This is a genomic window from Fulverythrobacter ferritrahens (genome assembly GCF_020539485.1).
In the GTDB taxonomy this organism is placed as follows: domain Bacteria; phylum Pseudomonadota; class Alphaproteobacteria; order Sphingomonadales; family Sphingomonadaceae; genus Andeanibacterium; species Andeanibacterium ferritrahens.
Genome location: NZ_JACDXU010000002.1, coordinates 708,186 through 732,893 on the forward strand (window position 1 = coordinate 708,186; position 24,708 = coordinate 732,893).

The 24,708-nt window shown below is 64.0% G+C and carries 26 protein-coding genes; 16 read left to right on the forward strand and 10 right to left on the reverse strand.

All coding sequences use genetic code 11. The features are described 5' to 3' along the window. Positions 1-18: 18 nt before the first annotated feature. The 5 genes from H0274_RS11490 to H0274_RS11510 all read right to left on the reverse strand — a co-directional run bounded on the left by H0274_RS11490 (position 19) and on the right by H0274_RS11510 (position 9,156). Positions 19-1,968: an outer membrane protein assembly factor BamB family protein gene (locus H0274_RS11490; RefSeq protein ID WP_226795575.1), complete on the reverse strand. Its 1,950-nt coding sequence runs from the start codon at positions 1,966-1,968 to the stop codon at positions 19-21. Positions 1,969-2,130: 162 nt separating this feature from the next. Beyond that, the gene (locus tag H0274_RS11495; protein ID WP_226795576.1) at positions 2,131-2,949 is read right to left on the reverse strand and encodes a universal stress protein; all 819 of its coding nucleotides are present in this window, start codon (positions 2,947-2,949) and stop codon (positions 2,131-2,133) included. Between the two features lie 165 nt (positions 2,950-3,114). Next, positions 3,115-6,624, reverse strand: a complete 3,510-nt coding sequence (locus H0274_RS11500; protein ID WP_226795577.1) for a TonB-dependent receptor — start codon at positions 6,622-6,624, stop codon at positions 3,115-3,117. Positions 6,625-6,895: 271 nt separating this feature from the next. Then, positions 6,896-7,825 (reverse strand): isopenicillin N synthase family dioxygenase, encoded by a 930-nt coding sequence (locus tag H0274_RS11505; RefSeq protein ID WP_226795578.1) that lies wholly within the window; start codon positions 7,823-7,825, stop codon positions 6,896-6,898. An 11-nt stretch (positions 7,826-7,836) separates the two neighbouring features. Continuing rightward, the gene (locus H0274_RS11510; RefSeq protein ID WP_226795713.1) at positions 7,837-9,156 is read right to left on the reverse strand and encodes a NupC/NupG family nucleoside CNT transporter; all 1,320 of its coding nucleotides are present in this window, start codon (positions 9,154-9,156) and stop codon (positions 7,837-7,839) included. Between the two features lie 136 nt (positions 9,157-9,292). Between H0274_RS11510 and H0274_RS11515 the strand changes: the two genes are divergently transcribed. Continuing rightward, positions 9,293-9,943, forward strand: a complete 651-nt coding sequence (locus H0274_RS11515; RefSeq protein WP_226795579.1) for a queuosine precursor transporter — start codon at positions 9,293-9,295, stop codon at positions 9,941-9,943. An 813-nt stretch (positions 9,944-10,756) separates the two neighbouring features. Here H0274_RS11515 and gmk read toward each other — a convergent pair. The 3 genes from gmk to H0274_RS11530 are packed head-to-tail and all read right to left on the reverse strand — an operon-like array spanning position 10,757 to position 12,436. Further along, the gene (gene gmk, locus H0274_RS11520; protein ID WP_226795580.1) at positions 10,757-11,398 is read right to left on the reverse strand and encodes a guanylate kinase; all 642 of its coding nucleotides are present in this window, start codon (positions 11,396-11,398) and stop codon (positions 10,757-10,759) included. A 44-nt stretch (positions 11,399-11,442) separates the two neighbouring features. After that, complete coding sequence (locus H0274_RS11525) at positions 11,443-11,877, reverse strand: hypothetical protein (RefSeq protein ID WP_226795581.1); 435 nt, start codon at positions 11,875-11,877, stop codon at positions 11,443-11,445. A 58-nt stretch (positions 11,878-11,935) separates the two neighbouring features. After that, positions 11,936-12,436: an SspB family protein gene (locus H0274_RS11530; RefSeq protein ID WP_226795582.1), complete on the reverse strand. Its 501-nt coding sequence runs from the start codon at positions 12,434-12,436 to the stop codon at positions 11,936-11,938. Positions 12,437-12,530: 94 nt separating this feature from the next. On the opposite strand from H0274_RS11530, the gene hisB reads away from it, so the two are divergent. The 12 genes from hisB to pal all read left to right on the forward strand — a co-directional run bounded on the left by hisB (position 12,531) and on the right by pal (position 20,679). Beyond that, the gene (hisB, locus tag H0274_RS11535) at positions 12,531-13,124 is read left to right on the forward strand and encodes an imidazoleglycerol-phosphate dehydratase HisB (protein WP_226795583.1); all 594 of its coding nucleotides are present in this window, start codon (positions 12,531-12,533) and stop codon (positions 13,122-13,124) included. Then, a complete protein-coding gene (hisH, locus tag H0274_RS11540; RefSeq protein ID WP_226795584.1) occupies positions 13,117-13,746 on the forward strand; it encodes an imidazole glycerol phosphate synthase subunit HisH in 630 nt (209 codons plus the stop codon). The genes hisB and hisH overlap by 8 nt, the downstream gene beginning before the upstream one ends. Beyond that, positions 13,743-14,471 (forward strand): 1-(5-phosphoribosyl)-5-[(5-phosphoribosylamino)methylideneamino]imidazole-4-carboxamide isomerase, encoded by a 729-nt coding sequence (gene hisA / locus H0274_RS11545; RefSeq protein ID WP_226795585.1) that lies wholly within the window; start codon positions 13,743-13,745, stop codon positions 14,469-14,471. The genes hisH and hisA overlap by 4 nt, the downstream gene beginning before the upstream one ends. 115 nt (positions 14,472-14,586) lie before the next feature. Beyond that, positions 14,587-15,345 (forward strand): imidazole glycerol phosphate synthase subunit HisF, encoded by a 759-nt coding sequence (gene hisF / locus H0274_RS11550; RefSeq protein ID WP_226795586.1) that lies wholly within the window; start codon positions 14,587-14,589, stop codon positions 15,343-15,345. 87 nt (positions 15,346-15,432) lie between these two features. Then, positions 15,433-15,747, forward strand: coding sequence for a phosphoribosyl-ATP diphosphatase (locus H0274_RS11555; protein WP_226795587.1), 315 nt, complete (start codon positions 15,433-15,435; stop codon positions 15,745-15,747). Continuing rightward, on the forward strand, positions 15,747-16,124 hold the full coding sequence (locus H0274_RS11560; protein WP_226795714.1) for a histidine triad nucleotide-binding protein: 378 nt from the start codon (positions 15,747-15,749) through the stop codon (positions 16,122-16,124). Before H0274_RS11555 ends, H0274_RS11560 begins: the two co-directional genes overlap by 1 nt. A gap of 88 nt (positions 16,125-16,212) precedes the next feature. Continuing rightward, complete coding sequence (locus tag H0274_RS11565; RefSeq protein WP_226795588.1) at positions 16,213-16,683, forward strand: YbgC/FadM family acyl-CoA thioesterase; 471 nt, start codon at positions 16,213-16,215, stop codon at positions 16,681-16,683. Further along, positions 16,680-17,381, forward strand: a complete 702-nt coding sequence (gene tolQ / locus H0274_RS11570; protein WP_226795589.1) for a protein TolQ — start codon at positions 16,680-16,682, stop codon at positions 17,379-17,381. The genes H0274_RS11565 and tolQ overlap by 4 nt, the downstream gene beginning before the upstream one ends. After that, positions 17,381-17,833 carry an ExbD/TolR family protein gene (locus H0274_RS11575; protein ID WP_226795590.1) on the forward strand — a complete coding sequence of 151 codons (453 nt, stop codon included), beginning with the start codon at positions 17,381-17,383 and terminating at the stop codon, positions 17,831-17,833. The genes tolQ and H0274_RS11575 overlap by 1 nt, the downstream gene beginning before the upstream one ends. Before the next feature lie 9 nt (positions 17,834-17,842). Further along, positions 17,843-18,715, forward strand: coding sequence for a hypothetical protein (locus H0274_RS11580; protein ID WP_226795591.1), 873 nt, complete (start codon positions 17,843-17,845; stop codon positions 18,713-18,715). Continuing rightward, positions 18,712-20,094 carry a Tol-Pal system beta propeller repeat protein TolB gene (gene tolB, locus H0274_RS11585; RefSeq protein WP_226795592.1) on the forward strand — a complete coding sequence of 461 codons (1,383 nt, stop codon included), beginning with the start codon at positions 18,712-18,714 and terminating at the stop codon, positions 20,092-20,094. Before H0274_RS11580 ends, tolB begins: the two co-directional genes overlap by 4 nt. Positions 20,095-20,163: 69 nt before the next feature. Continuing rightward, positions 20,164-20,679, forward strand: coding sequence for a peptidoglycan-associated lipoprotein Pal (gene pal / locus H0274_RS11590; RefSeq protein ID WP_226795593.1), 516 nt, complete (start codon positions 20,164-20,166; stop codon positions 20,677-20,679). Here pal and H0274_RS11595 read toward each other — a convergent pair. Continuing rightward, on the reverse strand, positions 20,676-20,891 hold the full coding sequence (locus H0274_RS11595; RefSeq protein ID WP_226795594.1) for a hypothetical protein: 216 nt from the start codon (positions 20,889-20,891) through the stop codon (positions 20,676-20,678). The two genes, pal and H0274_RS11595, sit on opposite strands and share 4 nt — an antisense overlap. A 147-nt stretch (positions 20,892-21,038) precedes the next feature. On the opposite strand from H0274_RS11595, the gene H0274_RS11600 reads away from it, so the two are divergent. Both H0274_RS11600 and H0274_RS11605 read left to right on the forward strand, forming a co-directional pair. Next, positions 21,039-21,572: a J domain-containing protein gene (locus tag H0274_RS11600; protein ID WP_226795595.1), complete on the forward strand. Its 534-nt coding sequence runs from the start codon at positions 21,039-21,041 to the stop codon at positions 21,570-21,572. Between the two features lie 117 nt (positions 21,573-21,689). Further along, on the forward strand, positions 21,690-22,748 hold the full coding sequence (locus H0274_RS11605; RefSeq protein WP_226795596.1) for an alpha/beta hydrolase: 1,059 nt from the start codon (positions 21,690-21,692) through the stop codon (positions 22,746-22,748). 8 nt (positions 22,749-22,756) lie between these two features. Here H0274_RS11605 and H0274_RS11610 read toward each other — a convergent pair whose 3' ends face one another. Then, positions 22,757-24,187 carry an SLC13 family permease gene (locus H0274_RS11610; protein ID WP_226795597.1) on the reverse strand — a complete coding sequence of 477 codons (1,431 nt, stop codon included), beginning with the start codon at positions 24,185-24,187 and terminating at the stop codon, positions 22,757-22,759. A 69-nt stretch (positions 24,188-24,256) separates the two neighbouring features. Between H0274_RS11610 and H0274_RS11615 the strand changes: the two genes are divergently transcribed. Beyond that, on the forward strand, positions 24,257-24,649 hold the full coding sequence (locus H0274_RS11615; protein WP_226795598.1) for a VOC family protein: 393 nt from the start codon (positions 24,257-24,259) through the stop codon (positions 24,647-24,649). Positions 24,650-24,708 lie beyond the last annotated feature (59 nt).

Below are 24,708 nucleotides of genomic sequence, written 5' to 3' on the forward strand. Positions count from 1 at the left end.
TCGTCTTTCCTGTTGAATTCACTTGGGAAGCGCGAAGACCACCAGCGATTCATTATTCGCGGGGCGCCCTTCCGGTGTCCGTGCAGCAGGCGCCAGGCTCGATCCGCTGGCCATCACCGCTACATATTGCCGCCCATCCTTGCCGCGATAGGTGATCGGCACGGTCAACGGCGCATAATCAAGCTGCTGCTGCCACAGGATTTCGCCATTGCTGGCATCGAAGGCGCGGAAATAGCGATCGGAGGTGGCGCCGATGAACACCAGCCCCCCCGCCGTCGCGATCGGCCCGCCAGAACCGTTATTGGCCCCGGTATTCTGCTTTTCCGGGGGCAGATCCTCGGTAATGCCGAGTTTGCTGGCCCACAGAATGTCGCCTGTATTGCCATCTACCGCCAGCAGGCGGCCCCATGGCGGCTTGAAGCAGGGCAGGGTGACCTTGCGGCCCTGAGCATTGGTGAAGCTGGCCATGAAGCCGGAATAAGCGCCCGGTCCGGTAAGGCTGCCGCGATCGTAGGGCTGGGCCGAGGTGGTGGTTCCCCGGCCATAATCACCCTTGGGGTCGCGCTTTTCGATCCAGCCGATAGAGCCACCTTCGCTGGTGTTGATATAGACGATACCCTTATGCGGATCGGCGGCGCTGCCGCCCCACACAGAGCCTCCATTATGCGGCATGTTGATCGAGGCGCGCGGAGGATCGCCTTCCTCATGCAGGAAGAAGGGCGTGAAAGGCCCGGAATTGAAGAAAGTGCCGCCGTAGGAATCGAGCAGCTTGTGGCAGGCCGCAACATGTTCGGCATTGGTGTCGGCCTCGGTCACCACATCGTCCGGCGTCCAGCGCAGGCGGTTGAGCGGTTCGGGCTTCACCGGGATTGGCTGCGTGGGCGAATACCATTCGCCCGGTACGTTGGCGGCGGCGACCAGTTGTTCGTTGACGCCATGGATCGGCTCGCCTGTTTCCCGGTTGAGGATATACATCAGGCCCGGCTTGCCGGTTTCGGCCAGAGCGGGAATGGTCTTGCCGTCCTTCACCACATCGAACAACACCGGCGGGGCGGGCAGGTCCCAGTCCCACAGATCGTGGTGGATCGTCTGAAAGTGCCAGCGATATTTGCCGGTATCGAGATCCACCGCCACGATGGAATTGCCGAACAGATTGTTGCCCGGCCTATCGCCCCCGTAATAGTTGGGCGACGGGCCCCCGATCGTCATGTAGAGGAGGTTCGTCTTCGGATCGTAGGTGGTGTACCACACCCACATATTCGTGCCCGAACGATCCTTCCAGCCATCGCCGAGCCAGGTTTCATGACCCACTTCGCCGGGCCGGGGCACGGTGTGGAAGGTCCACAGCTTCTTGCCGGTGCGCGCATCATAGGCGCGGCTGTCGCCCGCCGGGCCCTTGGAATCCTCCGCAGTATTCGCGCCGATCACCAGCACGTTCCTGTAGACCGAGGGCGGGTAGGAATAGGGCGTCCCGTCAATCTCGGACTTGCCGCCGGTCCCATAGCTCTTGTCCACCTGCCCCGTCTTCGCGGACAGGGCCCACAGCGCATCGCCGGTGGAATAGAAGATGCGGGGCTTGATCTTGCCTTCGCCGGGCCAGTAGCTCACCGCCCGGCGGACGAGCGCGCCTTCAGGCACGGTATGGCGCCAGATTTCCTTGCCACTATCCGCTTCCAGCGCCACCACTGCGTCACCCAGCGGCATATACATCACATTGTCGATCACGATCGGCACGCTGCCGCCCAGCAACCCGGCGCCGCCCTGCGGACGCAGGCGGAAGGTCCAGACCTGCTTGAGGTCCTTCACATTGCCGGTGTTGATCTGGTCGAGCGGCGAGAAGCGAGTGCCGCCCATGTCGCGTGCGTAGCGCGGCCAGTCGGCGGGTCTGGTCAGATCCTCCCCCGACAGCGCGGGCGCACCTATTACAAGGCAGGCAGCGCCCAGCGCCAATGCAATCCGATTCCGCATGAAATACCTCTCCCCCGACAGGTCTTGTCTGACAGACGATTCATTCCGCCGTCGGTTCCGGGAGATGTAAGGGCAGGAAGCATGCAATGTAAATATATAGATTGCTAAGTTATTTGGCGGGTCGCAGCGCCCGCCGCACTCGGCGACGGGCGGGGATTCGCCCTAGTGAGCCAGCAGCAGGGGCAGCTTCGCCTTTTGCAGCATTCCTCGGGTCACGCCGCCCAGGATGTTCTCCCGCAGGCGCGAATGGCCATAGGCTCCCATGACGAGCATCCCTGCCTTGCGCATATCGGCGGCCTCCAGCACGCTGTCCGTGATGGGCGCCATGCCGGGATTAAGTTCCACCAACTCGCTGGAGATGCCGTGACGCGAGAGGTAGGTGGCTGCCTGGGTGGGCGGCAGATCGTAATCGCTATCGGGCTGAGTGGCGTTGATGAGATAGACGCTGCCCGCCTGTTTCAGCAGGGGGATCGCGCCCTTTATCGCGGCGCAGGATTCAGGCGAGCCGTTCCACGCGATGGCGATGGGGGCAGTACAGTCGATCCCGCGTTTTTCTTCCGGCACCACCAGCACGGGCGCGCGGCTGCGCACCAGCACTTCGGCGGCGGTGGGCGGGGCATCGAGCCGGGGGAGCCATTCCTCCGGCGGAGTGCTGACCACCACCAGATCGTTCAGCCAGCTGTGATTGGCCACCATACGAGCGGGATCGCCGCTTTCATTGATCCAGTCCCAGCTGATGTCCTCCTGCGCCAGCCGTGTCTCGATCACGTTGCGCTCGGCCTGTTCAGCATCGCGCACGATGGAAATGGTTTCGGAAAGCATGTGGCCCACGCCATAGGGATCGAGCGCGGCGAAGGCTTCCACCTGTGTGACCTGCAGGCAGCTGAGATGCCCTCCGAAATTGCGCGTTATGTCGAGCGCGGCCTGAAAACGGGCTTCCAGCCCGCTATCCCGGTTGATCTGCACCAATATCGATTTCATCGCCCGCTTCTCCCCAAAAGCCGCTGCGTTCCGACCGGGAGACGCAGCTACAGGAAAGCTATCCTAGTGGATGGCGGTGACAAGGGAATGATCCAGCGCAAGTTTGAACGAAAACGGCGGCACCTATGGGCGCCGCCGTTCCGTTTTTAATGACCCTTGCCGCGATCAGAAATCGTAGCTGAGGCCGATCTTGATCCGCCAGACGGAGGAGCTGAAGTTGATCGAATTGTCATCGGCGATCGACTGGGCGCCGTTGAAGTCCTTGAAGATGTAACGGCCTTGCGCGTCCACACCGTCGGAGGAGGCGATGTCCTGCAAGCCGCGATAATCGCGGCGGCGCTGCACGTTCCAGTTGTCGTCCAGCAGGTTCAGGAAGTTGTCGATCATGCCATAGAGCCGGATCTTGTCATCCTTGTAGCCGAACAGATGACCGGGGCCGGGGATCTCCTGCGAGAAGGTGAGATCCATATCGAAGTACCAGTCGCCCGTGCAGCTGTTACGCGGCACGGTGCTGCCGATATATTTCTTCGCGCAGCTGGTGCTGTCGATCCAGTCAACCAGCTGTGCCATCTTGTCGGCAGAGATGGTGGAACTGGGCGAGACGTTCGGATCGCTGAGGCCCGTCGGCAGATAGACCAGCGCATTATCCGAACCGGAGGATGAGTCTCCCCACACGCCGCTGCCGCCGAAGGTCAGGCTGTAGGGACGGCCCGAACGGGCGATGAAGGTGATGCCCAGGCGGGTGTCGAGATCCTTGAAGAATTCCTCACGGAAGCTCGTATTGACGGTGAAGTTGTGCTTGCTCGCATAGAAGCTGGGCGAAGCTGCCGGGTTCTGCCGGTCGAAGGCGGCGACGTTGTCATAGTTCGAGCCGGCAGTGGAGTTGTACATGCTCCGGCGGTCCTGCGAATCCGTATAGGAATAGCCGAAGGTGAAATTGGTCGAGCCGCCCGAGGTGAAGATACCGCCGTCGAACTGCTTCGACAGGATGATCGAGGCAACGTGGCTGTCATAGCTGGCGGTATTCGTCAGCATCAGCTCGTCGTCGCGGTCGATGCCTACGTAATTGTCTTTGTTGAGGATGAAGTTGCCGTTGGCATCGGTCTTGAAGAAGCACTCGGCGCTCAGACCGGTCCACGTCGGGATGCCGTTCTGCAACGACATCATCCCATTGCATCCGACATTGGTGGGCTCGACTGCGCGATAGATCGGGCGTCCATCCACGGTGTAGCCGTTAAGCCCGATCGCTGCGCCTTTGCTGCCGCCGAATGATGCCGGGGCCATCGACAGGTCCACCACGTTGAACGGGTTCATATAGTGGCTGTAGATGTAGTCCAGATTGAGTCGCCAGCCGCTGAAGAAGCCGCTGTCGGCGAAGTCCAGATTCGAGCTGAAGCCGAAATTGGCGCGCAGCACGGAAGGCATCTTGATATCCGGATCGATTGACTGCGTATCGCCCTTGCCCGCAGCGGCAGTGGCGACGCCCGCAGCCTTGAAGCAATCGGGCACACCCGCGAACTTTCCGTCCACGACCACGCTGATCGGGCCGTCCGGGCAAGCCGCGTCGGCCGTCGTGCCCTGCGCATAGCCGCGGCCATCGTTCTGGAAGGCGTTGCCGAACCACACGACCGGATCGCCGCCCGAGAATACGCCGACCCCGCCATGGAGCTGGCCATTGTTGAACACGGCGAAATCGTCGAGGTCATAGGTCAGGCCGAGGCGCGGCATCCACACCGGATCGAGCGCGTCGAAGCCGGTGTCGTTGCCGAAGCCGTAGCGATCGACGAAGTTCTGGTTCAGCGCCGGATGGCCGCCCTTGTACCAGTCGACGCGCAGGCCGAGCGTGGCGGACAGGCGATCGGTCACTTGCCAATCGTCCTGTGCGAAGAGTGAATAGATGGTGCGGCGGAACTTTGCGGCAGCGTCGTTCACGTCGCCAGTGGCGGAGAAGTTGCCGAACGCGCCGGAGACGGTGCCTTTGACCACGTTGGTCGGCGAGTTGGTAGTGCCCGAACCGTCGGCGAGGATACCCGCCTTCAGGTCGTCGATATTGCGGAAGACCAGCGTGCCGGTGGCATTCTGAACGAACAGGTTGAACAGGTTCGCCTGGTTGATTTCACCACCGAACTTCAGCTTGTGGGCGCCAAGATCGAGCTTGGCGGCGACACGCCACTGATTGACATTTGTACGCAGATCGTTTGCCGAGCGGGAGAAGCCGGGGCCGGCTTCCACCGCGCCGTCATCCCCATCGGTGGGACCATTGGGGACGCCGACGACGATGCGTGGAATGGGATTGGCATCCTGTGCCTCGCCGCCGCCGACCGGGTCCTGCACGTCACGCACTTCCGAGCGCGAATAGCGGATTTCAGTCGAGAAATTGTCCGTCCAGTCGGAATAAAGGCGGGCGGAATAATAGTTGGAGCGGGTGCCGCTGAGGTAATAGGTGTTCTCGCCGGTGACGGTGCCGCCATAGAGGCCGGTACGGGCCTGGTCGTCCGACCGGGTCGAGCTTTCCTCAAGCCGCTGATAGGTCAGCTCGGCACGGTGGCGGTCCGAAAGCTGGAAGTCGCCGCGAATGAAATAACGGTCGTTGCTGTAGGGGCGGCTGGTGATCAGCGGGCCCGTATCGATCCCGTAAACGTCTTTCAGGACCTTGGAAATCTCGTCGAACTGGTCAACGCTTACCTGCGTGATAGCGTTCGGATAACCACCGCCTGCCGGGCCGTCATCCTGCGACTGGCCGGCTTCCTGATGCTCATAAGCGCCGTAAAGCCAGACGTAATCCTTGATGACCGGGCCGCCCAGATGGACGCCCCAGCGCTTTTCGGGCTCGACCGGGGCAACGGTCTTGCCGTCCACCGTGTTGCCGCGCAGGCCATCGTCCGAATATTCGAAGAACCCGCCGAAATGATAGTCATTCGTGCCCGACTTGGTCACGGCGTTGATCGAGCAGCCGGTGAAGGCGCCGTAATCGACGTCGAAGGGGGCGAACTGCACCTGGGTCTCGCGCACCGCGTCATAGGGGATCGGGGTCGAGCTGCGCGACGAGAAGCCCGTATCGTTCAGCCCGTAAATGTCGCCCTGGCTGATGCCGTCCACCGTGAAGGCGTTGCCGCGGTCATTGCCGCCAAGGCAGGAGATGCGATCCTGGCCCGAACCGCCATCGTCACGATCAAGGCTGACGCGCGGGTCGATGCGGATCACGTCGCGCACGTCGCGATTGAAGCTCGGCGCGTCTGACAGCAGCTGGCTGGTAAAGCTCTGGCCCGGGCCGACCGCCAGCTGCGTGGCGCCCACGCGCGCGGCGGAAACGATGATCGCGCCTGAACCGGAGGTCAGGGTGAAGGTCAGGCTGGTTTCGCCCTGCAGGGTCAGGAACACGCCGCCGACCGACTGGCCCTCATAGCCGTCGAGCTCGGAAGTGACGGTGTAGGGGCCGCCCGTGGTGAGGTTGGGGGCGCGGAAGCGGCCATCGCTGTCGGTAACCAATACGCGTTCCACGCCGGTGCGGTCATCCCGAACCTTGACCATGGCACCGCCCAGCGGTGCGCCGTCGTCGCCGAGTACGCGGCCCTGAACACCCGAGGTGATCTGCTGCGCGGCGGCCGGTGCAGGCAGCATTATGGCGGCGGAAAGGCCCGCGACGCTGGCGGCCAGGAGATACTTCAATTTCATGTTCTGACGCTCCCTGTTTGGCGGTCGTGGCCGTGCCGTATGGTTGGTTCGAGACGCAACCATGTCTGTTTTTTGACGGATTGGTTACAGTCGCAACGTCGTATTGCAACGCAACGTAATATGGCGTTGCACGGCTTGAATTTGCGCGGTTTTTGGCGAATTGTTGCTGCGTTGCAACAATTCGGGATTTTTTACGCGCCGCCCGCTTTCCCCCGGGGCGGACATGGCCCGGCTGGCGCCAATCGCCGGTTTGCAGCAGCCGGGAGGCGACTCAGGCCAGATTGATTTCGCGCAGGCGCTGCATCAGGAATTCGTGGCTGGAAATTGGCTCGGGATAGAGGTCGGGATGTTGGGCATCCACGCAGCCGGGCAGTGTTTCGATCATGAAATCCGGCCGGAAATGCAGGAAGAACGGCATCGAATAGCGCGAGCGGCGGGCGGCGGGGCCAACCGGGTTCACGACCCGGTGCAGCGTGGATTTCAGCCGGTTATTGGTCAGCCGTTCCAGCATGTCGCCAATATTCACCACCAGCGCGCCTTCGGGCGGATAGATGGGAAGCCATTCACCTTTCGCCGTCAGCAACTGGAGCCCGGCTTCCTCCGCGCCGAGCAACAGGGTGATCGCGTTGATGTCCCCATGGGCGGCGGCGCGGATCGCGCCTTCCGGGGCGCCTTCGGGCAGCGGTGGGTAATGCAGCAGGCGCATCACCGAATTGCCGTCCTCCACCGTAGGGTCGAACCAGTCTTCTGACAGCCCGAGATGCAGGGCGATGGCGGAAAGGATACGCCCCCCGGCTATCTCAAAGGCGGAATATAGCGCCTCGAAGGTCTCCCGGAATTCGGGAAGGCCCTCGGGCCAGACATTGGGCGGCATATAGCGTTCCAGCGGATCGCCCGGCGGCAGGCTGCGCCCGATGTGCCAGAATTCCTTGAGGTCATGCACCTGCGCGTCTTTGGCCCGCTCCATGCCGAAGGGCGTATAGCCGCGCGCGCCGCCCGTGCCGGGGATGTGCCAGCCGCGCTTCACATCGTCGGGCAGGGCGAAGAAGGCGCGCGTCAGCTCCCAGGCCCTCGTCACCAGATCGGGCGGCAACCCATGGTCGCACACTACGGCAAAACCCCAGTCGCGAAAGCTGTTGCCCAGTTCGTCCGCCATTTCGGCAAGGGGGCGGGAAAGCGAGACGGTGGCGATATTGTCCATGGTTTTAATGCCTAGAATGACAGGAACAGCCCGGCCAGCGCCGCGCTCATGAGATTGGCGAGGGAACCGGCGGCCAGCGCGCGCAGGCCCAGCCGGGCGATCACCGGGCGCTGGTTCGGCGCAAGGCCTCCCGTTACGGCCATCTGGATCGCGATCGAACTGAAATTGGCGAAGCCGCAGAGCGAGAAGGTGATGATGGCGCGGCTGCGGTCCGACAGCATGGAGGAATCCATCGCGCCCAGATCGATGAAGGCCACGAATTCATTCAGCACCACCTTGGTGCCGAACAACCCGCCGGCCAGCTGAGCCTCGTTCCAGGGGATGCCGAGGAGATACATTACGGGCGCGAAGACATATCCGATCAGGCGCTGGAAGGTCAGCCCTTCGATCCCGATCCAGCCGCCGATCCCGTCCAGCACGCCATTGGCCAGCGCCACCAGCGCAACGAAGGCCAGCAGCATCGCGCCCACCGCCACAGCCAGCTTCACCCCGGTCTGCGCGCCTTGCGCGGCGGCCTCGATGATATTGGCGGGGCGCACGCCATCCTCGAAGGTTTGCGCCACTTCCACTTCATGCGGCTTTTCCCCGCCCTCGGTCAGGGCTGCGGGGCCCTCCGCGCTGATGCGGGCCTTGGGCAGGGCGATCTCGCCCTCCGGCTCGGGCGGGGCGGGTGCTTCGTCCGGCATGATGATCTTGGCCATCAAGATGCCGCCCGGCGCGGACATGAAGGCGGCGGCCAGCAGATAGGGCAGATATTGGAGGCCCAGCACACCGGCATAAGCGGCCAGGATAGTGCCAGCCACACCCGCCATGCCCACAGTCATCAGGGTGAAGATGCCCGAGGGGGAAAGTGCCGCGAGATAGGGGCGCACCACCAGCGGGCTTTCCGATTGGCCGACGAAGATATTGGCCGCCGCGCCCAGCGATTCCACGCGGCTGATCCCCGTGACCCAGCCGATCGCGCCGCCCACCCAGCGCACCACGCGTTGCATGATGCCAAGATAATAGAGGATGGAAACGAGCGAGGCGAAGAAGATGATCACCGGCAGAGCGCCCAGCGCGAAAGTACCGGACAGGGGATTATCTGCCGGGGCGCCGAACAGGAATTCGGTGCCTTTGTCGGCATAGGAAAGCAGCGCCGAAACCCCGTTGGCCATGCCCAGGATGGCAGCCTTGCCCCATGGCGTGCGCAAGACGATCAGCGCGATGCCTGCCTGCAGCGCAAAGGCCGCGCCCACCACGCGCAGGCGAATATGCCGCCTGCCGGTGGAAAGCAGCAGCGCGATAAGCAGGATCGCGGCGATCCCGGCCAGGTTGATGAGCAATGCGATGGCCCCTTTCGCAAAGGCGCCACGGCGGCGCGTGATTCCAGTCCGGAACCGACTATGCCGTGCCGATCCGGCCAAGGTCAAACAGGTTGCAGGGCGAACCGCTTTTCAAATACCGCATTGCGCAATAGGCAGGGCCATGGACTCGCCCGCACCCAACCCTTCCGCCGCCGCTCAGGGCATTCCGCAGCCTTTGTTCCTGTTCGCCCTGCTCTATGGCGGGATGACCTGTATCGCGGGCGTGCTTGGGGCCAAGCAGGTGGCGCTCGGCCCGCTGGCGGTGGAGGCGGGGATATTTCCCTTCCTGATGCTGGTGGCGATTTCCAGCGCCGTGGCAGAGCTTTACGGAAGGCCGGTGGCCGACCGGCTGGTCCGCTTCGGCTTCGTGCCGCTTATTACCGCGATCCTGCTGACCTGGCTGGTGATCGAACTGCCCACCGATCCGGGCATGTATCTCCCGGCGCAGGATGCCTTCCCGATCATCCTGGGGCAGAGCGGGCGGCTGATGGTGGCGGGCATTGCCGCCTATGGCGTGTCGATGACGCTGAACGTGCTGATCTTTTCCAAGCTGGCGGGGCTTGGTGGGCGGTTGGTCGCGGTCCGCGGGGCAATTGCTTCCATGCTTAGCCAGGTGGTCGATACGCTGATCTTCATCACCATCGCCTTTCTGGGCGTGCGGCCGATCGGAAACCTTATCCTGGGGCAGGCACTGGCCAAGGTGACCTTGTCGATAGTGCTGGTGCCGCCCTTGATTGCCCTGCTGGTAAGGCTGGCGCGCAGGTTGGGATGAGCGCATGTGGGTGAATGGGGTGGGTAGGGTTGAGCAGGGGGCGGCAAGCACAGACCCCCATCCGGCGGCGAGCCCGGACGTAACGCCAGCGTGTAGAACAAACCAATCGCGCGGCCGGCACGGCGTCAGGAACTGAGGCGCGTGCGGAGCGGGCGGAGGGAGTTGCGAGAGACCGGGCGCCCATCCGCAGCGCCTTGGGTTCGGCCCTTTGATCGGTGATCGGCCAGGAAAGGCGCCACGGGCTCGCGTGCGGCGTGCTTTCCCTCGCGAGTGATCATCTCGCGCCACTGGCGGTGATCCGTCCCGGAGAGCCCGTCCTCCAGGGACAGGTGTGCACGGGCAGAGGAGAGCACCACACATCCGATCATCCGCGTCTGAGCGCTGGGAGGCATTGCCATTGGGAGAACCGCCCAAGGGAGCACACACCCGCGCCGGCCGCGTTGTTCTGTTGAACAAGGGAGGCTTGCGGTCGACTACGCGCACCTCCGGACTGGTAGGTAATTGCAGGGTTGGTAGTCCTGCAATGTGCCGGGGCATATAACCGAAACGGTTCATCATGTCAAGTCAAATCGCCAATTGTGCCCGTACCCATCTACACCATCCCCCTGTCGTCATCCCAGCGAAGGCTGGGACCGCTGGCGGGATTGCGTGGGTGATGTGGAAGGGTTTCACGCGGAGACGCGGGGACGCGGAGAGAGAGTGGGGCTGCCGCGCATGCGGCTTTCGGGCGCTCGCAGAGGCTGAGGAGGTGCGGGGAGGGTTGCGCCTAAAGGCATTCCCTCTGCGCCTCTACGAACGCCAAACCCCGAAACCCTAGGGTTCCCGCATCAACTCGCGGACGAAGTCGATCAGGCCGGTCTGGCGCATGCGCTTCAGGCGTTCGGCTTCCAGGATGCCGCGCACTTTTTCAAAGCAGCCCTCCACATCCTCGTTGATCACGACGTAGTCATAACCGTCCCAATGGCTGATCTCGCTGCGGGCGCGGTCCATGCGGCTGCGGATCACTTCTTCGGCATCGGTCGCGCGGGCCCTTAGGCGGCCTTCCAGTTCCTCGATGCTGGGCGGCAGCAGGAAGACGCGGACCACGTCCACTTCCATCCGCTGATAGAGCTGCTGGGTCCCCTGCCAGTCGATATCGAACAGGAAATCCTGCCCGGCGCGCAGGCCTGCCTTGATCTGGGCCTTGGGCGTTCCATAGCAATTGCCGAACACTTCCGCCCATTCGAGGAATTCCTCCTCTTCCACCATCCGGTCGAAAGTGGGGCGATCCACGAAGTGGTAATCCTTCCCGTCGACTTCGCCGGGGCGCATCGGGCGGGTTGTGACGGATACCGACATGGCGATGCCCGGAACACGCTCGAGGATCTTGCGGGCAATTGTGGTCTTCCCCGCGCCGGAGGGCGAGGAGAGGATGAACATCAAGCCGCGGCGGTGCAGGGTCTCTTGGTTGGCCATGCGCGCTGTTGCAGCAAGGGGGCGGGTGGAATCAAGCCTGCCTGTTACCGGGAAGGGGATCGGCTGCTCTTTTTGGCAGGCTTTTCAGCAGCGGGGGCGGCCTGCGCGGCCAGTTCCGCTTCCTCGCGCTTGCGCTTGTGCCGCTCATACAGGGCCTTTGCCACCAATCCGCTGCCTACAATCACAGCGCCGGGAACGGACCGGGTGGCGAGCCGCGTGGCGGCAGTGAGGGCGATGGTGCTGACGAGGCCGCGGGCAGTGAAGGCCGAATCGACATCGCCTGCCGAGATTCCGCCGATGCTCAGCCGCTTGTCGATGGAGCGGCGGGCGAGTTTCGCGCCCTGGCGCAGGGCAAGGCCGGCCAGCGTCGAGCCGGGCGATTTTTCGCCACTCGCTTCCGCTGGGCTGTCTTTTGCCCCGGTGTCTTTTGCCCCGGTGTCTTTTGCCCCGGTGTCTTTTGCCCCTGTGTTTTTTGCCATGGTGTGCCTTCCGCTTCCCTGGCTCGGCCTGATCCCGGCGTCCCCGCCGGATCGTGCATTATTTCTTGCGCCCGAAATCCACGGTTACGACATTCGACCCGTCATCGCTGATGGCGGCGGGCTTGCTATCGCTGTCGCGCGAATCGTTTTCCGCATCGTCATGCGGCTCGGGCTCCAGATCGTCCACGGCGGCCTGGAACTGCAGTCCGAAATCCACTGCCGGATCGACGAAGGCCGTGATCGCGGAGAAGGGAATGTCCAGCTTGGCGGGCACCTGGTTGAAGCTCAGCCCCACGGTGAAGCCATCCTCGTCCACCTTCAGATCCCAGAACTTGTTCTGGAGCACGATGGTCATCTCGTCAGGGAAGCGTTCGCGCAAGTGGGTGGGGATCGAGACGCCGGGCGCCCCGGTCTTGAAGGTGATGTAGAAATGATGTGCACCGGGCAGGGTGCCGCCGGTGGCCTGCACTTCGCCGAGCACTCGGCCCACCACGGCGCGCAGCGCCTCTTGCACGATTTCGTCGTAAGGGATCAGGCTGTCGGGCGTATCGTCGCTCATGCGGCACAAGTGGCGGCGGCTGTCCGTCCGGTCAAGCCGTTTTGAATGGCTTGCAGGTGATTGATTCCCGTGCCCACGGGCCTATAGGCGAGCCATGCGTACAGCCCGGATAGAGCGCAACACCAAGGAAACCGAAATCCTCGTCGAGGTTAATCTCGACGGGACGGGGGCTTATGACGTCTCCACAGGGATCGGTTTTCTCGATCACATGATCGAACAGTTCAGCCGCCACTCGCTGATCGACGTCACCCTGAAGGTGAAGGGCGATCTGCATGTGGACCAGCACCATACGACCGAGGATTCGGCCCTCGCTCTCGGCCAGGCGATCAGCCAGGCGCTGGGCGACCGGGGCGGGATCGGCCGCTATGGCGCGGCCTATTCCCCCATGGACGAGACGCTGGTGCGCGTGGCGCTGGATATTTCCGGCCGCCCCTATTTCGTGTGGCATGCCGGTTTCACGCAGGAAAAGCTGGGCGAGCTGGATACGGAACTGGTGGAACACTGGTTCCACTCCATCGCGCAAACGCTGGGCATCACCCTGCATATCGAGCTGCTCTACGGCCAGAACAACCACCACATCTGCGAGGCGACCTATAAGGGTTTCGCCCGCGCGATGCGCACGGCGGTGGAAATCGATCCGCGCAAGGGCGGGGCGATTCCCTCCACGAAGGGGCAGCTTGGTGGCTGAGCCTATCGCGCTGATCGATTACGGCGCCGGCAATCTCCATTCGGTGAAGAACGCGCTGGTCGCGGCCGGGGCGGAATCGGTGATGGTCACGGCAGACCCGGAACTGGTCCGCATGGCCAAGCGGATCGTGCTGCCCGGCGTCGGCTCGTTCCGCGCCTGTTTCGAAGGGCTGACCTCCATCGAAGGGCTGGCGGACGCCATGGAAGAGCGGGTGCTGGGCGACGGGGTGCCCTTTCTGGGCATCTGCGTGGGTATGCAATTGCTCGCCAGCCGTGGCCTTGAATTCGGCGAATGCCCCGGCCTTGGCTGGATCAAGGGTGAGGTTCGCCCGATCGAGCGCACCGATCCGGCGATCAAGATTCCGCATATGGGCTGGAACGACGTGATCCCCAGCGCCCATCACGACGGGTCGGAGCTGATCGAGCCGGGCGAGGCCTATTTCCTTCATTCCTATCATTTCGTGCCGGATGACGGCCAGCATGTCGCCGCGATGACCGATCATGGCGGCGGGCTGGTGGCCGCCGTGGCGCGCGACAATCTGCTGGGGGTGCAGTTCCACCCCGAAAAGAGCCAGGCCTATGGCCTCGCCTTTCTGAAGCGTTTCCTGGAGTGGCAGCCGTGATCGTATTCCCCGCCATCGACCTCAAGGGCGGACAAGTGGTGCGCCTTGCCGAAGGCGATATGAACCGCGCCACCATCTATGGCGACAATCCCGCCGCGCAGGCGCTGATCTTTGCCGAAGCGGGCGCCCAGCACCTGCATGTGGTCGATCTGGACGGCAGCTTCGCGGGCCGGGCTGAAAACCGCGAGGCCGTGGAAGCCATTGTCGAGGCCTTTCCCGGCTATGTCCAGCTGGGTGGCGGCATCCGCAATCGCGAGGCGGTGGAAGGCTGGTTCGATCTGGGCGTCGCCCGCGTGGTGATGGGCTCCGCCGCGCTGAAAGATCCGGAATTCGTGAAGGACATGGCGCGCGAATTTCCCGGCGGGATCGTAGTGGCCGTGGACGCGCGCGACGGCATGGTCGCGACCGAAGGCTGGGCCGATGTGTCCGACGTGCCGGTGGTCGATCTGGCCCGCCGGTTCGAGGATGCGGGCGTTGCCAGCCTGCTGTTCACTGACATCGGCCGTGACGGTCTGCTCAAGGGCGTGAATATCGAAGCGACGGTGGACCTTGCCCGGCGCGTGGACATTCCCGTGATCGCCAGCGGCGGGGTGAAGGGGCTGGATGACATCCGGCTGCTGACCATCCATGCGGATGACGGGATCGAAGGCGTCATCACGGGCCGTGCGCTGTATGAAGGGCGGCTCGATCTGGCTGCGGCGATCCAGATGGCGGGGCGGGCGTGACTGTAACCTTGGCGCGTGTGTTTCGACAAGCTCAGCATGAGCGGACCTTGTGGCCGGCATTCCAACACCCGCTCAGCCTGAGCCTGTCGAAGGCCACGCGCAAAGGTAAGCGAGCATGACCGTCCGCATTCGCGTCATCCCCTGTCTCGACGTGGCCGATGGCCGCGTGGTGAAGGGCGTCAATTTCGTCGATCTCAAGGATGCTGGCGATCCGGTGGAACAGGCCCGCGCCTATGATGCAGCGGGCGCCGACGAGCTGTGTTTCCTCGATATTTCCGCCACGCATGAAGGGCGCGGCACGCTGATCGACATCGTGCGCCGCACGGCGGAAGTTTGCTTCATGCCGCTGACCGTGGGCGGCGGGGTGCGCAGTGTGGAGGATGCGCGCGCGCTGCTGTTGGCAGGGGCGGACAAGGTGGCGGTCAATTCCGCCGCCGTCACGCGCCCCGAAGTGGTGAGCGAGATTGCTGAGCGCATGGGCAGCCAGTGCATCGTCGCTTCGGTCGATGCGCGCTGGAGCCATGACCATTGGGAAATCTTCACCCATGGCGGCCGCCGCGCGACCGGGATCGACGCGGTGGAACATGCCGTGAAGCTGGCCGAGATGGGCGCGGGCGAATTGCTCGTCACCTCCATGGACGGGGACGGCACGCAAAAGGGCTATGATCTCAAGCTTACCCGCACGATTGCCGATGCGGTTTCCGTGCCGGTGATCGCCAGCGGCGGAGTGGGCACGCTGGATCATCTGGTGGAAGGCGTGACCAAGGGCGGGGCGAGCGCGGTTCTGGCGGCCTCCATCTTCCATTTCGGCACCTATTCCATTGCCGAGGCTCATGCGGCCCTGCGCGCTGCGGGTTTGCCTGCACGCGGCTGATCTGCCTCGCGCATTGCGCGCAACTCTGCCTGTGACAACAGCCCCAAACGCTTGACCGCAGGCCGCGCCCTGTCCATGTCGCGGGCCATGGATACGCTTACCCGCCTTGAACAGACCATCGCCCAGCGCATGGGTGCTTCCCCAGATACCAGCTATGTCGCCAAGCTGCACGTACGCGGCCTGCCCGTGATCGCGCGCAAGCTGGGCGAGGAAGCGGTGGAGACGGTGATCGCCGCCCTGTCCGGCAGCGAGGAGGACCTGGTGGGCGAAGCGGCCGATCTGCTGTTCCACCTGATGGTGCTGCTGGCCGAAAAGCAGGTGCCGCTGGCCAGCATCATGGCCGAGCTTGACCGGCGGGAAGGGACATCCGGCCTCGTTGAAAAAGCCTCGCGGAGCGAATGATGCCGATCGACGCCACTTTGCCCTATGACGACCAGAATATCTTCGCGAAGATTTTGCGAGGGGAAATCCCGAACAAGACCGTCTTCGAAGATGAATGGGCACTGGCATTTCACGATATCGCCCCGCAGGCGCCGGTTCACGTTCTGGTGATCCCCAAGGGCGCCTATGTCAGCTGGGACGATTTTTCCGCGCGGGCGCAGGCAGAGGAAATCGCGGGCTTCGTGCGCGCGGTAGGCCATGTCGCGCGGGAGCTTGGCCTGGTGCAGCCGGGCTATCGCCTGCTGTCCAATCTGGGCGCGCATGGCGGGCAGGAAGTGCCGCATCTGCACGTTCACCTGTTCGGCGGGGCGCCGCTGGGGCCGATGCTCATCCGCTGATCGCGGGCCATCAACGGTTCATCCCGCAATGTAAAAAAGCCGTTCTTGCCGAGCGAGTCGGCAACCGGCTACACCCCTGCGGGAGAAGATGGTGACGCAGATCGAACCCCCAACCGGTCGTTTCGAAGGCCCGAACGGCAGCTGGCGCCACCAGTTCGCCGTGCGCGTCTATTATGAGGATACGGACCTGTCGGGCGTGGTCTATCACGCCAATTATCTGCGCTGGTTCGAACGTGCCCGGTCCGACATGCTGCGCCTGCTGGGGATCGACCAGCGCGCCGCGCAGGAGGCGGGGGAGGGCGTCTATGCCGTGGCGGGCCTGACCATCCGCTATGCCGCGCCTGCCCGGCTTGACGATGCGGTGCTGATCCAGAGCCATGCGCTGGACCTCGGCGCCGCCAGCGTTACCCTGCGCCAGAAGGCGTTTCGTGGCGATCTTCTCCTGGCCGAGGCGGATGTCCGCGTCGGCTTCATTTCTCCCGAAGGCCGCCCGCGCCGCCAGCCAGCCGCCTGGCGCGAAGCCTTCGCCAATCTGCTTGCTCCAGAAGGAACCGCATGACCCAGCTTGCTTTCCTGGCCGCTTCTTCCGCGCCCAGCCGCCTCGATCCGATCCAGCTCTTCCTCGATGCCGACATCGTGGTGCAGGTGGTGATGGGCGGCCTGCTGCTCGCCAGCCTGTGGGTGTGGACCATCATCGTATCCTTCAGCCTGCGCATGGGTTCGCTGCGGCGGCGGTGCGAGGATTTCGAAGGTGAATTTCTCAGACTCGACAATCCGGAAGCCCTGCTGGGCGAGCGCCGCCGCCAGTCGATCCCTTCCGCGGCCATTGCGGCTGCGGGGCTGAGCGAATTCCGCAAGTCCACCTCGCGCGCCGGGTTCGATCGCGAAGGGGTGCGCCAGCGCATCGCTACTGCGATGGAAGGCCAGGTGGCCGAGGAATCGGACAATCTGGCGGCCCGGCTGAACTTCCTTGCCACCACCGGCTCGGTCGCGCCTTTCGTCGGCCTGTTCGGCACGGTCTGGGGCATCATGAACAGCTTCTTCCAGATTGGCCAGCAGCAGAATTCCTCGCTCGCGGTGGTTGCGCCCGGTATTTCGGAGGCACTTTTTGCCACCGCCATCGGGCTGTTTGCCGCCATTCCGGCGGTCATCGCCTATAACCGCTTCAGTAATCGCGTTGGCCTGTTCGAGGCGCGGCTGCAGCGCTTTGCGGACCGGTTCAGCGCGAAGATGAGCCGCGAGCTGGAGCGCGTCTGATGGCGATCGGTGTAGCCTCTTCCCCCAGTCGGCGCAGGCGCGGCCGCAGCCGCCGCGCGCCGATGGCGGAAATCAACGTCACGCCGCTGGTGGACGTGATGCTGGTGCTGCTGATCATCTTCATGGTCACCGCGCCGCTGCTCAATGCGGCGGTTCCGGTGGACCTGCCCGATAGCCGCGCCAGCGCCATGGATCAGCAATCGGACCAGATCACCATCTCCATCGACGAGACCGGCGCGATCTATTTCGATGAGGAGCCGGTGGACGAGATCGCCCTGGCCGCAAGGCTGGAAAACGTGCCGCGCGATGCCGATGGGAAACCCCCGCTGGTTACGCTGCGGGCGGACCGATCGCTGCGTTACGAACGGGTGATCTCGGTGATGGGCGAGCTGAACCATGCCGGGTTCAATTCGATTTCGCTGGTCACCAACAGTTCAGTCAGCGCTCCGTAGCGTCGGGCCATGCAGATCGCGCATCTTCGGAAGGAAGAACAACTTGGGCTTGCGATCGCCGCAGCAGCGCATCTGGCGTTGCTGGGGGCGCTGGTGTTCAACGCCTCGCGTCAGCCGCCGCATGTCCCGGTGCCGGAACGCATGGTGGTGAGCCTGGCTGACGAGGTTTCGCTGACCTCCACTTCGCCCAATCCGTCGCAGGATTCGAACGCTGCGGTGGCGCCCACGCTCGCGCCCTCCTTTGCCCCGCCGCCCGAGCCAGAACCTGTCGCACAGCCCAAGCCGGAACCGAAGAAGCCCGAGCCGCGCAAGCCGGCGCCCAAGCCCGCTCCTAAACCTGTGCCGAAGGCCGCGCAGGTGCCCCAGCCCAGGCCCGCGCCCAGGCCGTCCCCGGCGGCGAAGCCGGCGGCCAAACCCTCGTCCGCAGCAAAGCCGGCGGCACAGGCTTCGGCCAAGCCCCAGCCCAAACCGGCGGGCGGCAGCCGCCTGGGCGACAATTTCCTCGCCGGAGCCGGTGCGGGTGAGCGCAGCGATTCTCGCGGTGCGCCCGCGGCAGCTTTCGGCCCTGCGGAACAGGCATCGCTCACCAGCGCGATCTCGCGCCAGTTGCGGCCCCATTGGAACGCACCCCAGGGGGTGGACGTTGAAAAGCTGGTGACTCTTCTGGATTGGGATCTGAATCCGGACGGGAGCCTGAATGGCAGGCCGCGCCTGAAGAGCCAGAGCGGGCTGACCGACTCCAACCGGCCGCAGGCTGCGCGCCATGCGGAACTGGCGATCCGGGCTGTCCAGCTTGCAGCGCCATTCGATTTGCCCGAGCAATATTACGACCACTGGAAGCGCGTCCGCAATTGGCGTTTCGATAGGAATACTTCCCGATGAAACAGTATGTTGCCCTCATTGCATTGATCTTGGCCCCGGTTGCGGTGCACGCACAGGAAGGCGCTGGCGCTCTCTCCGTTCCGGCGACGAATGCCCCGGATGATGACGAAGGCGGCTTGTCCGGCTCCGTCACGGATGACAGCGCGTGGCAGGATCTGGGCATTGCCATCCCGGCCTTTGCCACCAATGCCAATGTCTCCACCGCCGCCAATACGGAAGGCACGGCGGCACTGGGCCGCGAGCTGGCGCGGGTCATCACGGCCGATCTGCGCAATAACGGCCTGTTCCGCCCGGTCGGGCCGGACAGCCTGCCGCGCCCGGAATATCCCGAAATCACCTCCCCCAAATGGTCCAACTGGCAGGCCCGCAGCGCGGAAATGCTGGTGCAGGGTTACGTCCGCGCGAACGACGATGGCCGCCTGACCGTGGGCTGCTATCTCTACGACGTGAAGCTGCAGAACGAACTGGTCCGCGAAGGCTGGGTGGTTCCGCCCAGCGACTGGCGCCGTGCGGCGCATAAATGTGCGGACCTCGTCTATTCGCGGCTGTCGGGCGAAAGCCCGTTCTTTGACAGCAAGATCGCCTATATCGCCGAAACCGGCCCCAAGGATCGTCGCATCAAGCGGCTGGCGATCATGGATTCCGATGGCGCGAACCACCGCTTCATCACCAATGGCCAGGCCACTGCGCTGACCCCGCGCTATTCGCCGGATTACAAGCAGATCGTCTATCTGAGCTATCTGAACGGCAATCCCAGCATCTATATCTACGATATCGGGACGGGCAAACAGCGCCTTGTGGCCCGAAACAACAATCCCACTTTCGCGCCGCGCTGGTCCCCCGATGGCAAGTGGATTCTCTATTCCATGGCCGTGGGCGGCAATACCGACATCTATCGCGTGTCCGTGCAGGGCGGCCAGAGCGAGAGGCTGACCGATAGCCCCGGTATCGACGTGGGCGGCTCCTACTCGCCCGACGGCAGCAAAATCGTGTTCGAGAGCGATCGTTCGGGCAGCCAGCAGATCTATGTGATGAATGCCGATGGCACCAACCAGCGCCGGATCAGCTTCTTCGGCGGCCGTGCGGCCACGCCGGAATGGAGCCCGCGCGGCGATCAGATCGCCTTCACGCATATCGTCGGCAATTTCCGCATCGCGGTGATGACGCCCGACGGCAAGAATGTGCGCCACCTGACCGATAGCTGGCAGGACGAGGCGCCCACCTGGGCTCCCAATGGCCGGATTGTGCAGTTCTTCCGCAATGCGCGCAATTCGGGCGAGGCTTCGCTCTGGCAGGTGGACCTCACCGGCCGCAATGAACGCAGGCTGCCCACCCCCGTTGGCGCGTCCGACCCGGCATGGGGTCCTGTTCTGCCGTAAAAGTGATACATTAGGATATTACCGACTAACTTTTCCCCCCTGTTGGCCCCGCTTCGAAGGAGAGAATATATGAAACGTCTTGTTTCCCTCGCCGCCCTCGCCGCCGCAATCACTGTTGCCGGTTGTTCCAAAAAGGCTGAGCCCGAGCAGCTTCCTCCTCCGCCTGCCACTGTCGAAACGGCAGCTCCGCGTCCCACCCCTACGCCCACCGGTCCGGTTCCTGGCAGCAATGCCGATTTCATGGCGCAGATGCAGGGCCGCAGCGTGATCTTCTTCGATACGGACAAGTTCGATATCGATGCCGACGATCAGGCCGCCCTGCGCGCGCAGGCCCAGTGGCTGCAGCGGTATCCGGCCAAGCGCGCCACCATCGAAGGGCATTGCGACGAACGCGGCACCCGCGAATACAACATCGCCCTGGGTGAACGCCGCGCCAATGCGGCGAAGAACTATCTCGTCAGCCTGGGTGTGGATGCCAGCCGCATCAACACGGTCAGCTATGGCAAGGAACGCCCCGTGGCGCTTGGCTCCAACGAGGCCGCATGGGCACAGAACCGCCGCGCGGCTACGATTACTATCGACTAATCGGCGGCGAATTGCAGCGCCGGGATTTTCGGCAGCTGAAACAATCCGGCGGGCGCTTCGATTTCGATCGGGGCGCCCGCAACGCTTTGGGGCAGGGCAACGGAATTGCGCAGGGCGCCATCCGCTTCAAGAGCGGACGGGGTCGTGCTCAGCACGAAGGCCGCCATCGCGAAGATGGAAAAGGCCGCGGAAAGGGCAAGTTGCTTGCTCACGGTGCCTGATAACTCCTCACCACGCGAGATAGTTCCCCCAATCGCTTTTGCAATGCAGCATTTGTCGCAAAGTGTCGCCCCTTCCGCCCTTGGCAGGGGGGCAGGCGAACGCCTATGTCTGGAAGTGATGTTCAAGGAATCCATTCAATGAGCAGGGCGAAGAGATCGCTCGACTGGGGCTTTCCCCGCTGGCGGCCCTATGGCAGCTCGCGCGAGGCAACTTCCGTGCGCCTGTGCGACCGGCATGGGTGCACCGAGCCGGGCAATTGCCCCGCCCCCAAATCGCCCAACAGCCCGGACCGCTGGTATTTCTGCCAGCAGCATGCGGCCGAGTATAATTCGAAGTGGAATTACTTCGAAGGGCTGGACGAGGAAGAGACGCAGGAGCGTGCCCGCAGCGAGCAGCGCGCCAATTCCGGCTATGCGGAAGCATCGCATTATGGCTGGGCCGGATCGGGCGATGGCAGCCGCAGCCAGGACGAATTGCGCGCACTGGAAGTGCTGGGGCTGGAAGCGGATGCCGATTTCGAGGCGGTGAAGAAGGCCTGGCGCGCAAGGGCCAAGGAAGTCCACCCCGATGTGCGCCCGGGGGATGCCGAAGCCGCCAAGGCGTTCCAGAGATTCCAGGTTGCCTACGAAGTGCTGCGTCAGGCGGAGGAGCGGCGGACCTGGAAGGGTTAGGGCCGGCGGTGCGCCGCGCCGCGCCCGCCCATGGAAAAAGCATCAAGAATAGGGGCAGGTTGAGGCAAGCGCATTTTGCCTGTCCGCCCAAAGCTGGCGGAAAATGGGGAGAATGCGATGAAGGCCGTATCCGGGGTGAAAGTTCGCAAACTTGCTGTGCTGGCAGCAGTGCTGGCCGCCTTGCCAGCTCTGGGTGGCGGCGCTCTTCAGGCCGCCGGGCGCGGGCAGACAGAGCCGGGGCGGATCGTGCTGGAACGGCAGGGCGCCTTTGCCGCAGGTGGCAAGGTGCTGGGCGATCCGGCCAAATCTTCGCTCCATTGCGATCACGGCTATGTCGAATATCAGATCCCGGTAAGGGCGCGGAAAACCGCGCTGTTCATGTGGCACAGTTCCAGCGCGCTGGTGTGGCAGCGGCGCTGGGACGGGGGCGAAGGGTTCCGTGACATCTTCCTGAAGCGCGGCTTTGCCACCTATCTGTGGGACGGGCCGCGCGTGGGCCGGGCCAATTGGGGTTGCGAGGAATATACCTACAAGCCCGGCATCGGCCGCGATCAGGGCAATTTCACGGCCTGGCGCTTTGGCAAGAGTTTCGGCGAATGGTTCCCCGGCGTGCAATTCCCCAAGGATGACAAGCGCGCCTATGAACAGGCGATGCGCGCCCGCTACGAGGAATTCGACATTGTGAAAAATGTCCGCCTCGAAGCGGCGGCCGGGGCCAGGGCGATTGACGAGGTGGGGCCCAGCGTGGTGCTGACCAATTCGGCGGGCGGCCTGCGCGCGCTGCTGGCCGCGACGCAGAGCAGCAATGTAAAGGCCATCGTGGCCTATGAAAATCCGGGCTTTCCTTTCCCCGAAGGGGCGGGGCCAGATCGGCCGGAAGGCCCCTTCGGCCCGATCCGCGTGACCGAGGAGGAATTCAACCGGCTGACGAAGATCCCCCTGCAATTCGTCTGGGGCGACAATATCGCGGATTCCGCCACCTGGCCCGCCAGCCTGAAGCAGTGCGAGCAATTCGTGGAACTGATCAACCAGCGCGGCGGAAATGCCAGGATCCTGAAGCTCACCGATGCGGGCCTGAAGGGCAATACTCACATCCCCTTCATGGACATGAACAATCGCGCCGTGGCGGATCAGCTATCGGCCTTCCTCAAGCAGAACGGGCTGGATCGGCGCTGAGAGGATAGTCAGTTCACCAGCGCGGCCACGCCCCAGACCGCGGCCACGATCAGCACCGCGCCCGATATGTCGAGCGCCACCCCCGCCCCCACCATGCGGTGCAGGTGGATGCGGCCCGTGGCCCAGGCGATGGCATTCGGGCCGGTTCCTGCGGGCAGCATGAAGCCCCAGCTCGCGGCCATGGCGGCGGGTACGGCCAGCAGGACCGGATCGGCGCCCAGCGCCACGATCAGGCTGGCCACCACCGGGATGATCCCGCTGGCGGTGGCGACATTGCTGGCAAATTCGGTGATCACCACCACCATGGCCACCACGGCCAGCGCCACCACCAGCAGCGGCACGGAGGAGAGGGGGAGCAGCGACTGGCCCAGCCAGTCCGCCAGCCCCGATGCGGTCATCCCCGCCGCCAGCGCCAGCCCGCCGCCGAACATCATGATGACGCCCCATGGCGCGCGGTCCGCCTCGCTCCACACCAGCATCGGGCGGCCGGTTCCATCGGGCAGCAGGAACAGGCTGATGCCCGCGATCACGCCGATGGTTCCGTCGGTCAGCGATCCCTTGGGCAGCATGGTTTCGAGGAAGGGCTGGGCCATCCATGCGATGAAGGCCAGCGCGATGACCGGGACGAGCCGCTTTTCAGGCAGGGACCATTCGGGCGAGCAGGCGATTGCCTGCCGCGCGGCATCGACATCGAAAGGATGCTGCGCCGTCTTCTGAACGCGGGAAATGATGAAGGCCGCCAGTGGAATGCCCAGCAGCACGATGGGCATTCCGTAAAGGCTCCACTCTGCAAAGCTGATGTTCAACCCGATGGATTTTTCCAGCAGGCCCACCGCGATGGCGTTGGTAGGGCTGCCCACGATAGTGCCGAGCCCACCGATGGAGGCGGCAAAGGCGATGCCCATCGGCAGGGCGCCTGAAAGCCCCTCGCGGTCGTGGGCGGAGGCGCCTCCGCCATCCAGCACGGCCAGCGCCATGGGCATCATGATCAGCGCGGTGGAAGTATTGGATATGCCCATGGAAAGCACGGCCGTGGCCAGCATGAAGGCCAGCAGCAGCCGCGTACTGCCTCCTCCCGTGCCCACGCGCGCCAGAATGGCGAGGGCCAGCCGCCGGTGCAGCCCGGTCCGCTCGATCGCCAGCGAGAGGAATGCACCGCCCAGGATCAGGAACAGGATGGGCGAATAATAGGCGGACGCCGTCTCATTGGCGTTCATCACGCCCGCGAAAGGCAGGACGACGAAAGGCAGCAGGGCCGTGGCGGTCAGCGGCACCGCTTCGGTCATCCACCATGCTGCCATCCAGAGGGTCAGCCCGGCCACGGTCCACGCCTGCGGAGGCATTCCCGCAGGCGCGGGCAGAATCAGTGTGAGGACAAAACCGGCGATCCCGGCTGCAAGGCCGATATGCTTCGCCCTCAAGGCACCATTTTGCGCCAACTTCTGCCCCCTTTACCTCGCCCTGGCGCGATCCTAGCTTCGATGCGGCTCGTGGCAAGGAGTCTGGCAATGGCCGAGGGCAAGGTTCTGGGGATTGGCGGCGTTTTTCTCCGGGCGAGCGATCCTGCTGCGCTTGCCGCCTGGTATCGCGATCATCTGGGTTTCACCGTCACGGCGGGCGGAGAGGCTGCGCCCGATGGAGCATGGTTCTGGCAGGCGGAGGGCGGGCCGACGGTCTATTCGCTGTTCCCGCGCGACAGTGCCTATTTCCCGGCAGACCGCCAGGTAATGGTCAATTTGCGGGTGGCGGGCATCGCCGCGCTGATAGAGCGGCTGCGCCAGTCAGGCGTGGCGGTGGAGACTCGCGAAGAATGGGATCATCCCGATGTCGGCCGTTTCGCGCGCATCCATGATCCCGAGGGCAATCCCATCGAATTATGGGAACCTCCCGCCAAGGCGTGACGTGGTGCTGCCAAATGGCCGGGCCCCAAAAGCAAAAGGCGCACCTTGCGGCGCGCCCT